Genomic DNA, 12,444 nt, shown 5'->3' on the forward strand with positions numbered 1-12,444 from the left:
GTCAGGCCCCCACCCTCTGGATACCTCACCTCACCGGCATACCGCAGGGATCATCAAGCGTCACTACCCGACGACAACCCGAAAACCTCAGTAACGGCAGGCGATGTCCCTGGCCTGGCCCACAGGACCACAGGACACGGAAGTGAGACGAACGGCTGGGGTTTGACGCCGCGCGAGCGCGACGCCTCAGGCAGTCCCCGGACGCGCCCGGGGCCGGCTCACTGTTGCAGCGGCCCCGCCGCGAGGGCGTCCAACTGCTCCTTCGACGACGTGAGGCTGCCGGCTCGCAGGTCTTCGACCACCGCGCGCACCCACTCCAGCTCCGCGGCCGTCACGGCCCGCAGGTACTCGGTCTCCAGGCGGGTGATGCGCGGCAGGCCCTGCTCCGCCTCTGCGGTCATGGCCGCTTCCAGTCCGTCGAGCTTCTCCGCGAGTGCGTCGGCCCGCCGCTCCAGTACGTCCGCTGTCTCTTCCGGCGTGAGCAGCAGCAGGTTCGACAGGGCGGCCGGGAACTCCGGGAACTCCTGCTTGGGCGCGGAGAGCATCTCCTCCAGCCAGGCGCGGGCGGTCTCGCGTCCCGCGTCAGTGACCTCGTACACGGTCCGCTCGGGGTACTGCTGATCGCGCCCTGTCTCGCGGACCGCGATCAGTCCGTCGCCGTTGAGCCGCTCGATCGTGCGGTAGAGGCTCGCACGCTGCCTGACGTTGACGACCTGCTCCTTGCCCCAGTCCTTGACCAGCCGCTGGATGCCGTACGGGTGCAGCGGCTTGTAGTGCAGCAGAGCCAGGACGGTCAGGGCGAGCGGGGAGCTGCGGGGAGCAGATGTGGTCATGGGCCCGATTTTAGCCCCAGAAGAACTAGTTGACGTGAGACTAGTTTCGCTGCAACTATCGAACCGTCAACGCGACACCGCCCCGAGAGGAACCACCGAGATGTCCCTCACCGAGCGCATCCACTCCGACCACGGCCTCGTCAAGCACCTGGGAAACTGGACCGAGGCCGGCCGCTTCGAGATCAAGGCACGCCACGGCGCTGCCGTCCTCGACCTCCGTTCCCCCGGCCTCCCCGACGACGTCGAGATTCACCTCGACATGGACCGGGCCATGGTCAAGCTGCTCGTCGACGACGGCACCGCCATCGACCACTGGAACCTGAGGTGGACCGCCCGCGGCAGGATCAAGGACTCCCGGCCCTCAGCCACCCCCGACAAGGCGGCCGGCCGCCGTATCCATCTGTCCGGCTCCGCGACGAACAGTGAGATCCGCATCCACCGCGGCGGCATCGCGATCCTGTCGGCGATGTTCTCCCGTGCGTACGTCCAGGACGTGCGCCGCGCACACAAGACCGGCGGCGTACCGACGATCGACGCCCCCGCGAAGGGGCGCCAGTCATGACCCGCATCGGCAAAGCCCGCACCGCGCTCGTCATCGGCGGCGGTATCGCAGGCCAGGTCGCCGCGATGGCCCTCCGTCAGGCAGGTATCGACGCCGTCGTCCACGAGGCGTACGACTCCACGGCCGATGGGGCCGGAGGCGGCATGACCATCGCCCCTAACGGCCAGAACGCCCTCGACGCGATCGGCGCGGGCGACATCGTCCGCGCCATCGGGACACCGGTCACCGCCATGGGGCTACGGAGCTGGACGGGTAAGCACCTCGCGCAGTTCGCCCCGCCCTCCCGCCTCCCGCCCCTGCAGTTCGTCTGGCGCGCCGATCTCTACCGTGCGCTCTACGACGAGGCGGAGCGCCGCTCCGTACCCGTCCATCACGGCAAGCGGCTGACCGGCACGACGGACACCGGCTCCGGCATCACCGCGCACTTCGCGGACGGTACGCAGGCGAACGCCGATATCCTCATCGGCGCCGACGGCATCCGCTCCACGGTCCGCCCCCTGATCGACCCGGCTGCTCCAGAGCCGAACTACGCCGGCCTGGTCTGCTTCGGTGCGCGGATGAACCCATCAGGGATGCCCTCCACCAACGGCGTCATGTACATGTGCTTCGGCAAGCGCGCATTCTTCGGATACCAGGTCTTCGACGACTCCTCGGCGGTGTGGTTCGTGAACCTGCCCCACCGCCCCCCGATGACAGTCGCCGAGGCCCGGGCGATCGGCGCGAACGAGTGGATGCGCGCCCTGCGGGCCGCGTTCGCCGACGACCGCACCCCGGCCCTTGAGATGATCAGCCGTACCGACGTCGGCCAGCTCCTCATCACCGGCCCGATGGAGAACATGCCAAGGGTCGCGACCTGGACCCGCGGCCGTATGACCCTGGTCGGCGACGCGGCCCACGCCGCCTCGTCCAGCTCCGGGCAGGGCGCCTCCATCGCCGCCGAAAGCGCCGTCGAACTGGCGCGCTGCCTGCGGGACCTGCCCTACGACCAGGCCTTCGCCGCGTACGAACAACTGCGCCGCCCCCGCGTCGAGCGCATCATCAAGCTCGGCGCCCGCACGAACAGCAACAAGACCGCGGGCCCGGTCGGCCGTGTACTGCGCGACCTCGTGATGCCGGTGAGCATGAAGCTGATCAACCCGGAGAAGATGGCCTGGCAGTTCGACCACCACATCGACTGGGACGCGAAGGCGGCCTCGCTCACGTAGCTCCAGTTCGTCGGCTACCCGGCGCGCCCTGGACGAGCTCGCGCCACTGGCTCGCCACCGGCGTCGCAGAACGGGCGCGTCTCTGACCGGAGCGCCGTCAGATCGAAAACTCGGTGACAACCGTCCCGGCGGGGGAGACGCTGGGGGAATGACTGAGCAGCTGCACGTTTTCGGGATCCGTGTGATCCCGCCGGATCCACGTGACCGGCACGGCATGCCCGAAGTCCGGCCGCTGAGCGACGGGGTGGACTTCATCGAACGGGACTACATGGCGTCCTGCGGCGACGCGCGCAGCTGGCTCGTCCCCGACGGGCCATTCGCCGTGGGGGAAGCACCGCATGAGGTGGAGATGGCGACGACGTGCGGTTGTCACTCCGCCCTGGACGTCGCCATGCGGCGCGAGGGCTCCACGGTGGTGTGGGACTTGAAGGAAACCGAAGGCACCAACCCTGACGACGAGCTGCGTTTCGATGCCGGGCAGTACGACGCCGAAGTGGCACGGGCTTCCACGGACTCCAGCTGGGAATGGCCCGCCCAGACCGTCGCCCGGGTCCTCGGCGATCTCTTGAGCTCCCGGACCGACTGGCTCGCCCACTGGTGCTGCGAGGCGGGCGCGGTCTGGTCGTCCCCGTGGGCCGACGAGATACGCCTCTACTTCGTCAACTACGAAGCGCAGCCCGATGGCGCGCTGCGCTTCGCGGGCCGGTTCGGAACGATCCGCCCGGTCACCGACGAGAACCCCGACGCCCAGGCAGAGCGTCTGGCCCAGGAGATCATGGCGGGCGACCCGCGCGAGGCCGCCGGAATGCGCAGCGACTCCCCGGGCGAGGGGGACGTGCTGGAATGGCTGGGCAGCGGTTACCAGTTTCACGGCCCCAGCAGCTACAAATGGCCGGTCGCACCGCGGGGGCTCCACTGACGTGCGCGTACACGCTCTGTACCCGATGATCTGCCGACGGCGAGTTACCCGGGTCAACACCCCTGGATCAGACGGGCCGTGAGCGACGACGGCTGGGCCTCTGGTGAAAGTGCTGGTCGATGGGTTGTTAGGGTCCGGTCATGGTGCGTTTGAAGATTGAGATATCCGTCCCGGAGAGTCATGCGGATGCAGTGATCGAGGCTCTCCATGCGGCCGGGGCGGGCCGGGTCGGCGAGTACGCGCGGTGTTCCAGCGTTTGGAGGGTGACCGGCAACTGGCAGCCGTTGGCCGGCTCGCGGCCGTATGACGGCGAGGTTGGCATCGTGCAGCACGCTGAGGAATGCAGGATCGAATCGGTCTGTGACGCGGAGCAAGCCCGCGCCGTCCAGCAGGCGGTCCGCGATGCCCACCCCTACGAGGAAGCAGTCATCCACTTCCTCCCCCTGTACGAGCCATAAGCCAGCCGATGGCCGCACGCACCACAGCCACTCGTCGATGGCCGCGACCAGCACGGTGGCCTCGTACCGTGCGGCGAGTCTGAGGCCCCTGTGGGCGTCAACTGGCCGGTCTCTGCTCCGTTGCGGGCCTGAGCGTGACGATCGTTTGGCGGATCTCGCGGGCTGCGCGCGGCTGAGCGGCGGGCCAAGACCAGGCTCCCGTCCTGCGCACTCCCGCGCGCCGCAGATCAGGCCCAGAAATCGGCCCATGCGCGGGCGGCCTTGGTGGCTCCTTCGATCCCCACTGCGCCGTACGCCTTCCAGTCCTCCCACGACCGTGCCTCGGCCTCGGTGAGCACGCGCACCCCCCGGCGGGGTGCCTCAGCAAAGTCGGGGATGGCCGAGACCCACTCCTTCGCCTGCTCAGGGGTCTGCTTACCGTCCAGGACGAGGCGGAAGCCCCACAGGGCCGCGTCGATCCATCCCGGCCCCCGTGCCGCCCACGCCCAGTCGATCAGCCATGCCCGGTCGGCGATGAGGAAGTTCGTTGCCGCGGGGTCGGTGTGCAGGAGCCGGCGTCCTTGGAGCAACGGCTCGTCCTCGGGATCGCAGTAGTGGCCCCACCGGTCCCAGGCCGTCATCAGGCCGACATCCGGTGCGGGCCGGATACTCAGCTCCCGCAGCGCCGCCGCGACGCGCTCCAGATGGCCTCCGTCTGGCGTGAAGTCGGCCCAGGGGGTCGCGGTGACGCCCTCGAAGCCCAGCAGCCGCCATCCGCCCGCTGACAGGTGCCACAGCAGCTTGGGCGCGAAGTCGGGCAGACGAGGGTTGACCTTCGCCTCCACTTCGAGCTCGCCGACTCGCTCGTGGTCTTCAGGCAGACCCTTGACGAAGATCTTTCCGCCGTCCGGGAGATACAGAAGCGTGGCCACACCAGAACTGTCCCCTGTGGCCATCTCAGCGCTCGTGCATCCCGTACCGACCCGGTCATCCACCGCCGCGCGGGTCTCTTCGGGCAGCTGGTTGAAGGAGAGGCGTTCGACGCGCATGGTCAGGCTCCCGCCCGGGGGCGATTCGGCGGAAAGGGAGGGTTCTTGTCCGGCCGTGGACCGCTGGGTGGACGCCCCGGCGGCGGCTGGGAGGGCGGGCGTGCGGGAGGCTTCCGCGCTGGGCTTGCCATGGGCGCAGCGTAGCCGCCCGCCGCGCCCACACCCTCGGCCGTGGCTAAGGGAGTTGAGGTGGCTGAGAATCTCGGGGCCCGCGTGCGCATGGACGGGCTGCCGGTCGAGGAGGAGTGCCATGGTGCCGCCGAGGCTCTGCTGGTCCTCGACGGCCGACTGGAGCTGGAGGTGGATGGCATGCCGGTGTCGGTGCGGGCGGGCGAGCTGTTCATGGTGGCGGCGGGAGCTGCACACGCGGTCCGTCCCGGAAGCCGTGGCACGTTGGTGATCGTGGAACCGGCCGAGGGGTAACGGTTCTTCAGGCTGGTCAACGGGCGAGTACGTGGCCGTCGTGGGGGCGGTGGTCGCGGGAGCGGCGCAGGCCGGTGGTGACGTAGGTGCGTTGCAGCCAGCGGTCTGCTCCGTCGTAACGGGGGCGGAAGGCGGTGCGGCCGTGGACGGTGACGCGGTTGTCGATGATGACCAGGCCGCCGGGGGTCAGGCGCAGGGTGCGGGCAGTCGCCTCGAAGGCGCGACCGAATTCGCCCGCGGCGGCCGACCGGGCCTGCCGTCTGCCTCAGCCAATGCGGGGCTTCATATCCACCCCCGGCGGGCTGCGATCACCCCCGCCTGGAAGCGGTTGGCCGCGCCCAGTTCCTCGTGGAGGCGGCTGATCCGGCGCCGCCTCGTCCGCACCGACCAGCCCAACTGGCGGGCTATCGCCTCGTCCTTGAGGCCGCCGACCAGCAGTGTGAGCATCTGGCGGTCCTCCTCGCTGAGAGGGTCGTCGGCGGGGGCGTCCAGCGGGGTGGCCGTGCGCCAGCAGAGTTCCCAGTAGTCGATCAGTCCGTCCAGCAGGGCGGAGGGGCGAATGACGGCCGCACGGACCTCTGTGGTGAAGTCGAGGGAGAGCGGCATCAGGGCGAGGCGCCGGTCCGCGATGGCCAGTTTGATACGGAGACCGGGCAGGACGCGGGCCTGCTCGCCGTGGTCCACCAACTCGCGGATGTCGCTCAGTACGCCGGGCCATTCCAGGGCCTCGGGGGCGTACACGGCGCGATAGCGGACGCCCCGGGTGAGGGCGGTCGCCTCGACCGGATTGGAGGTGGTGAGTGCGTACGGCGGACGGTCCAGTGTGATGACTTCTTCGCGTGCTTCCTGCTGCAGCTGTACGAACCAGCGGCCCAAAGCCTCGCCGCCGGTGATGACTTCGACCTGTTCGAAGCTGCCTTGCTGGGCCGTGGTGAACAGGCGGGAGAGCTCGCCGGCGGCCGCCCGTACGCTGTCGAGGTCGGCGGTACGGGAGCGGACCAGGGACTCCAGGGCCGCGCCCGGCTCAATGGCCGCGTAGCGGCGGCGCGTTCCGGAGAGCCGCCCTACCAGGCCGTTTTCGCGCAGCCGGTCCAGGGCGCGGGCGACCCGCTCGGTGGAGCAGGACAGATCGTCGGCCAGCTCGGTGGGAGCGGCGGTGTGGCGGACAAGGAGCGCTCGGTAGACGCTCTCGTCGAACGGGTCGATTCCGGCAGCGGTCAGCTGGGGCATGGCCAGGATCCTGGCCTGTATGTGCCAGGGGCAGCAATGGGCCAGGCCAAAACGTTGTCTGGACCACGCGATTCCGATTACTTGGTCGGGTATGACCCCTCGAAGATCTCTCACTGCCGCACTCGCGGTCGCCGTCCTTGGCGGCCTGCTGTCCGCGGTGCCCCAGTCCGCCACCGCGGACCCCCACCAGGATCCGGAGCAGCGCGTCATCGTCACGCTGACCGGGCAAGCCGCCGCGGCCGGGAAGGGCGTTCTGCGCTCCGCCGACGCCCGGGCGATCGGCACGGACCGGGCCGCCCTCGCCGGCCGGCAGAAGTCGTTCCTCGACCGGGCCAAGGGCGCCGGGCTGCACGCCGGTTCACCACGCGCGCTGAGTCTGCTGCTCAACGCGGTCGCGGTGACGGTGAAGGCTTCCGAGGTCGCCGCGCTGAAGCAGCTGCCCGGAGTGGCCTCCGTGGTCCCCGATGCCAAGATGCACGTCCTCACCGATGCGAGTGTGCCGCTGATCAACGCTCCGCAGGTGTGGCGGCGCAAGGACCAGGCGGGGAACAGCGCTGACGGCAGGGGCACCACCGTCGCCGTCCTGGACAGCGGGGTCGACTACACCCATCCCGACCTCGGCGGCGGCTTCGGCCAGGGCCACAAGGTCGTCGGCGGCTACGACTTCGCCAACGGCGATGCCGATCCGATGGACGACAACGGCCACGGCACCCATGTCGCCGGCATTATCGCCGGCAAGGCCGCAGAGCAGGGCGGCGTCACCGGTGTGGCGCCGGGCGCGAGCATCCTGGCGTACAAGGTCATGGACGACGCGGGGGAGGGCTACACCTCCGACATCGTGGCCGGTATCGAGGCCGCGATCGACCCGGCCAATCCGCACCGCGCCGATGTCGTCAACATGAGCCTCGGTGGCTACGGGGACGGCACCGACCCGCTGGGTGCGGCAGCAACCGCCGCCACCAAGGCAGGCGTTGTCGTCGTCGCCTCCGCCGGCAACGAGGGCCCGGGCAGGGGCACCGTGAGCACCCCGGCCGCCGCCGACGGCGTCGTCGCGGTCGGCGCCTCCATCAGCGGGCTGCGCATACCGAGCGCCGCTTACCAGGGCGGCGAGAAGATCCAGACGTACCGCGGAATGGTCTCCGCGAATCCGCCCGTCAAGCCCGTCACCGCCGAGCTCGTCGATGTCGGGCGGGGCACCGCGCAGGACTGGGAGCGGGCCGGCGACGTCAAGGGCAAAGCCGTCCGCATCGACATGCTGGTCGCCCAGTCCTCGCGGGACCTCTACCTGACCGAGATCGAGATGGCCCGGGAAGCCGAGCGCCGCGGCGCGATCGCCCTCATCGGCGGCCCGTCCGGCGGCGGTGGCCCGGTGTTCGCCGCACCGGCCCCGCTGTCGCAGGACCAGCCCCCAACCCCCTCTGACGACGGCTCGATCCCGCTTGCGGCGCAGACCTCACTCAAGGACTCCGGCGACTCGCTGCGCATGGACACCATGGTCATGCTGGGCATGGACTCCACCCAGTACGCCGAGCTCGGTCGCCGCCTGGCGAACGGCAAAGTGGCCGTGACGATCAGCGGCACGGACGTCACCGACAAGATCGCCTCGTTCTCCTCGCGCGGCCCCGGCCTGAGGTGGGACCTGAAGCCGGACCTGGTCGCACCGGGCTACGACATCCGCTCCACCATCCCCAAGTCCCTCTACGAACCCGGCTATTACCGCATGTCGGGTACGTCGATGGCGGCACCGCACGTCGCGGGCGCCGCGGCCCTGCTGCGCCAGCTGCACCCGGGCGAGAGCCCGGCCAAGGTCACCTCCGAACTGGTGGGCTCCACCAAGCAGATCAAGGACTACGGGACGAGCACCGTCGGCTCCGGCCGCCTCGACGTCGCCGCGGCCGCCGACACGGCGGGCACCGGCATCACCACCACCCCGGCCACCCTCTCCTACGGCCTCGCCGACCTCGCCAAGCACACGGTTGGCGGCAGCAAGAAGCTCACCGTGACCAACTCCGGCACCAAGGCCCGCAACGTCCGTCTGAAGGCGAGCGGCGAGGCCAGGGTCAGCCCCGATACCCTGCGCATCCCGGCGGGCGCCGGCGCGACGGCGACCGTGACCCTCCGGGCCGACCGCCCGGACGGCGAGGCCGAGATCAGCGGCACGGTCACCGTCACCCCCGAGCACGGCACCGCACTGCGCGTCCCGTACCTCCTGGTCGTACGGCAGTTGTTCGTCCAGGCCGGCCCCGACCCGAGCGACGGTAAGTCCACCGCCGTCGTCTTCACCCCGGCCCCGCTGGCGAAGCCGCCGGTGCTGACCGTCACCCCGCCGCACGGCAGGCGCTACACCGTCACCACCACGCTCCGCGCCGGAAACGTCTACCAGGCGGAGATCACCGGCCGCGGCGAGGGCGCCCACCTGGTGTCCGCCGACGGCCGGACCACCGACGGCAAGACACTGACCAGCAACCAGGACGGCTTCGAGGTCACCCCCGCAAACAGCCGCAACTCCCGCTGGCAGCCCGTCGGCCCCAACTCCGAGAGCGGCGACATCACCACCGCGCCGAGCGCCGCCGGATCCGCCGTCCTGACCCAGTACAACAAACCCGGCCCCTGGTCCACCGAGGACAACGGCGCGACCTGGAAGCAGCACACCAGGCTGCCGCTCGGCGACGTGGCCGGCCAGGCCTTCACCGTCATCGACCCGAAGAATCCCAAGCGCTGGTGGTACGCGGCCAACAGCAGATCCGGCATTCCCCGCACAGGCTCGATCCTGCGCACCCAGGACGGCGGCCGCACCTGGCAGACACTGAACACCCCCGACACACCGATCACCGACTTCCTCACCGACGAGGCGGGCAAGGCCCTCGTCGCCGTCACCGCAACCGACCTGCTGATGAGCAAGGACGGCGGCGACACCTGGACCACCGAGCCCCTCGGCATCCCCGTCGACGACGTCTACGACGTGGCGATCGGCGGCGACAGCCTCTACTTCTCGGCGGGCAAGTCGCTGTGGAAGCGCGACGGCCTGTCCTCCGGCACCCTGGGCAAAGCCACCAAGGTGTACGAGCCCACGAGCGGCAAGGTCTCCGTCACCGTCGTCGCGGACAGCCAGACCGTGGCGATGTACGAGGTCGGGTCCGGCGTCGTCGGCTCCTTCGACGGCGGCAAGACCTGGAAGACGCTGGACAACCACGGATACGGCGGTACGGGCCTGACCCTCACCGGCGGCGACATGTACATCGGCTACGGCAAGGACATCCGGGTCGGCCGCAACCACGGCCGCCAATGGAGCACCCTGCCGTCCGTCAACCGCGCCTCGACCACCTCCGACTTCGACCGCTGGGCCGACGGCTCGCTCACCGTCTCCGCGGACGCCGCCGGTGTCTACCGGGGCACGGCGGACGGCAAGGACTACCGGCGCCTCGGCGTCCAGGGCGGCACCGTCAACTCCCTGGCCATCAGCGGTGACCAGCTGCTCGCGGCCGGCCAGCAGGGTACGCACCGCTCGCCCCTGCCGGTCTTCGGCGCGGAGTGGGGAAACACCGGCGGCGAGGGCAGGATCGGCGCCGGGACCCGGCTGCTGCAGGCCTCCGCCAAGGACTCGCGGATCGTGTGGCGGGTGCGCAATGGCGCCTGGGGCGACTTCCACCTGGAACGCAGCGGCGACGCGGGTGCCACCTGGCAGGAGAAGGGCGAGAGCAACGGCACGGTCTTCGCCCTGGCGGTGCACCCCGCCGACCCCGACCGTGTGTATGTCGCGTACGCGAATCTCCTGGGCAAGGGCCTGTTCTCCACCGAGGACGGCGGCACCACCTGGAAGAACCTCCTCAACGACCAGACGTACTTCACCGCCGTCGCGGGTGACCCGAGGAATCCGGACCGGCTGTGGCTCGGTGCCCCCGACGGCCTCTACCGCTCGGACAACGGCGGCGACGACCTCACCAAGGTCGCCGACGGACGCGTGGACACCATCGAGTTCACCGGGACGAAGATGCTGACCGGCGGCGACGCGATCAAGGTCTCGACGGACGGCGGGAAGACCTTCCGCACCGCCGACACCGGCGAGCTGCCGCTGCGGGTCAGCGACGTGCTGCAGGTGGGCAGCACCCTCTACGCGGCCACCACCAGCCACTGGGAGGCGGCCCTGCCACGCGGCGGCCGAGGCGTCCTGCGCTCCACGGACGGCGGCCGCAGCTGGCAGAACATCTCCACCGGCCTGCAGAACCTCAGCGCCACCAGCCTGGCGGCCGCCGGCGGCTGGCTGTACGTGGGCACGGTGCAGGGAGGTGTGCACCGCCTGAAGCTCTGACCGGATAGATGTGGAGGAAGGGGCGGCTCGCCCAGACCAGGCGTGCCACCCCTTTTTCCTTGCGGGCGTGGCCCCGTGGGCGGACGGGCGAACGATCCCGGCTTGGTCCCGCGCCCCCTGACGACGTGCCGGCCCGCCGGGGCCGTTCCCGCCCAGCCTGGCCGCCACCACCCACGGAGCACTAGACGGTGTCGGGAAGCGGGGCCTCGTCGGGCCGACCCTGTGTCGCGCGGGCCGTGTCGTGGCTCGGGCGGCGGGTGCGCTCCGCCCATGCGGCCACCGGCGGGCCTGCCGCGCCCAGAGCCGCGAAGAACACGCCGAGCAGCAGCCAGCCTGCGTGTCCGAGCCCAAGGACCGCTGTCGTGAGGACCAGCGGGGCCAGGGCCTGCCCGGCGTCGAAGCCGATGCCGAAGAGGCCCTGGTATTGGCCTTGGGCGTGGTCGGGGGCGAGACCGAAGCCGAGCGCGTAGCCGCCCGAGGATTCCCACACCTCTCCGAGACTGTGCACGCAGACGGCGAGGACGGCGAGCACTGGTGCGATCCAGGCCGGAACGTCCGCCGTCAGGGCCATCAGGGGGCAGCTGACCAAGAAGAGCAGCCCGGCGAGGCGGAACGCCCGGCCGCCCTGGCGCGGTGTCTCCACCCGGGAGCCGATCCTGCTTTGGAGCAGCACGCATACCCCGCTGTTGACCGCGTAGATTGCCGCCACGGTCCAGCGGGGCGCGTCGGTGTGGGCGGAGAGCCAGATCGGCAGGAGCAGGGAGACGGTCTGGTACTGCAGGCCCATCGCGCCGTAGAGCGCGACGAAGGACACGAACGGCCGGTCGGACAGGACGGCCCAGCGGTGGTGCTCCTTGGGCCGGGGCAGGGGCTGGTAGTTCGGGACGCCGATCAGGGCGATCAGGCCGGCGCAGGCGAAGCTGGCGGCGTTGGCGAGGATGAGCGCGGTGTATGCCGTGCGGGTGTTGGCCGAGATGGCGAAGGCGGCGCCGAGGGTGCCCAGGACCACGCCGAGGTTGACGAACGTGCGGAGTTTCGCCCTGAAGGCGGCCGGGCGTTCACCGCCGGCACGGGCGATGAGTGCACCGCCTGCGGCGCCGCTCGCCGTTGCTGCCAGCCGGTCCAGGGTGGCGATGAGTGTGAACGTGACCCAGCTGTGGATGAAGACGAATGCGGCCATCGTCGCGGCCTGCATCGTGAGCGACGTCAGCCAGACCGTGCGCGGCCCGTACCGGTCGGCCAAGTTCCCCGCCGGGATCCCGGCCAGCAGTCCGACCAGCCCGGCGATCGTGAGGCCGACACCGACCCGTGCGGCGGGCAGGTGCACCACCAGCGTGAAGTAGAGCACCGCAGCGGTGTTGAACAGCCCGTTGCCCACCCGGCTGACGAAGCTCGCGACGATGAGGGCACGCTGCGGGCCACTGGGCGCCGACACGCTGGATATCCGCAGCCTGGCGCTCTTCCCGATCATGCGGAA

General features: G+C 70.4%; 9 protein-coding genes and 2 pseudogenes. 6 read left to right on the forward strand and 5 right to left on the reverse strand.

The annotated features are described in order from the left end of the window. Positions 1-218: 218 nt before the first annotated feature. Entirely contained in the window at positions 219-833 is a 615-nt protein-coding gene (locus tag ACZ499_RS37175) for a PadR family transcriptional regulator (RefSeq protein ID WP_468401923.1), read from the reverse strand. A gap of 100 nt (positions 834-933) precedes the next feature. On the opposite strand from ACZ499_RS37175, the gene ACZ499_RS37180 reads away from it, so the two are divergent. From ACZ499_RS37180 to ACZ499_RS37195, 4 genes are all read left to right on the forward strand, one after another. Continuing rightward, on the forward strand, positions 934-1,395 hold the full coding sequence (locus tag ACZ499_RS37180) for a hypothetical protein (protein WP_468681250.1): 462 nt from the start codon (positions 934-936) through the stop codon (positions 1,393-1,395). After that, a complete protein-coding gene (locus ACZ499_RS37185; protein WP_468681252.1) occupies positions 1,392-2,600 on the forward strand; it encodes an FAD-dependent oxidoreductase in 1,209 nt (402 codons plus the stop codon). The genes ACZ499_RS37180 and ACZ499_RS37185 overlap by 4 nt, the downstream gene beginning before the upstream one ends. Before the next feature lie 148 nt (positions 2,601-2,748). Further along, complete coding sequence (locus tag ACZ499_RS37190; protein WP_468681254.1) at positions 2,749-3,519, forward strand: hypothetical protein; 771 nt, start codon at positions 2,749-2,751, stop codon at positions 3,517-3,519. Between the two features lie 140 nt (positions 3,520-3,659). Then, entirely contained in the window at positions 3,660-3,977 is a 318-nt protein-coding gene (locus ACZ499_RS37195) for a hypothetical protein (RefSeq protein ID WP_468681255.1), read from the forward strand. Positions 3,978-4,204: 227 nt separating this feature from the next. Here ACZ499_RS37195 and ACZ499_RS37200 read toward each other — a convergent pair whose 3' ends face one another. Further along, positions 4,205-5,005, reverse strand: coding sequence for a protein kinase family protein (locus ACZ499_RS37200; protein ID WP_468681257.1), 801 nt, complete (start codon positions 5,003-5,005; stop codon positions 4,205-4,207). Positions 5,006-5,218: 213 nt separating this feature from the next. Between ACZ499_RS37200 and ACZ499_RS37205 the strand changes: the two are divergent. Further along, positions 5,219-5,428 (forward strand): annotated as a pseudogene (locus ACZ499_RS37205) (cupin domain-containing protein); the annotation flags it as partial. Positions 5,429-5,444: 16 nt separating this feature from the next. Here the strand turns inward: ACZ499_RS37205 and ACZ499_RS37210 are convergent. Both ACZ499_RS37210 and ACZ499_RS37215 read right to left on the reverse strand, forming a co-directional pair. Continuing rightward, positions 5,445-5,645: pseudogene (locus ACZ499_RS37210) on the reverse strand (TauD/TfdA family dioxygenase); the annotation flags it as partial. Positions 5,646-5,710: 65 nt separating this feature from the next. Further along, positions 5,711-6,658, reverse strand: coding sequence for a helix-turn-helix domain-containing protein (locus tag ACZ499_RS37215; RefSeq protein ID WP_468681259.1), 948 nt, complete (start codon positions 6,656-6,658; stop codon positions 5,711-5,713). A gap of 91 nt (positions 6,659-6,749) precedes the next feature. On the opposite strand from ACZ499_RS37215, the gene ACZ499_RS37220 reads away from it, so the two are divergent. After that, positions 6,750-10,967, forward strand: coding sequence for a S8 family serine peptidase (locus ACZ499_RS37220; protein ID WP_468681260.1), 4,218 nt, complete (start codon positions 6,750-6,752; stop codon positions 10,965-10,967). Positions 10,968-11,148: 181 nt separating this feature from the next. Here ACZ499_RS37220 and ACZ499_RS37225 read toward each other — a convergent pair whose 3' ends face one another. Continuing rightward, positions 11,149-12,438 carry an MFS transporter gene (locus ACZ499_RS37225; protein ID WP_468681262.1) on the reverse strand — a complete coding sequence of 430 codons (1,290 nt, stop codon included), beginning with the start codon at positions 12,436-12,438 and terminating at the stop codon, positions 11,149-11,151. Positions 12,439-12,444: the final 6 nt, after the last annotated feature.

The sequence above is a fragment of the Streptomyces sp. NPDC031265 genome (genome assembly GCF_055570295.1).

Coding starts and splice junctions, on each gene's coding strand:
- ACZ499_RS37180 (WP_468681250.1), top strand. CDS start 934: ATGTCCCTCACCGAGCGCATCCACTCCGACCACGGCCTCGTCAAGCAC.
- ACZ499_RS37175 (WP_468401923.1), bottom strand. CDS start 833: ATGACCACATCTGCTCCCCGCAGCTCCCCGCTCGCCCTGACCGTCCTG.
- ACZ499_RS37220 (WP_468681260.1), top strand. CDS start 6,750: ATGACCCCTCGAAGATCTCTCACTGCCGCACTCGCGGTCGCCGTCCTT.
- ACZ499_RS37195 (WP_468681255.1), top strand. CDS start 3,660: ATGGTGCGTTTGAAGATTGAGATATCCGTCCCGGAGAGTCATGCGGAT.
- ACZ499_RS37225 (WP_468681262.1), bottom strand. CDS start 12,438: ATGATCGGGAAGAGCGCCAGGCTGCGGATATCCAGCGTGTCGGCGCCC.
- ACZ499_RS37190 (WP_468681254.1), top strand. CDS start 2,749: ATGACTGAGCAGCTGCACGTTTTCGGGATCCGTGTGATCCCGCCGGAT.
- ACZ499_RS37215 (WP_468681259.1), bottom strand. CDS start 6,658: ATGCCCCAGCTGACCGCTGCCGGAATCGACCCGTTCGACGAGAGCGTC.
- ACZ499_RS37200 (WP_468681257.1), bottom strand. CDS start 5,005: ATGCGCGTCGAACGCCTCTCCTTCAACCAGCTGCCCGAAGAGACCCGC.
- ACZ499_RS37185 (WP_468681252.1), top strand. CDS start 1,392: ATGACCCGCATCGGCAAAGCCCGCACCGCGCTCGTCATCGGCGGCGGT.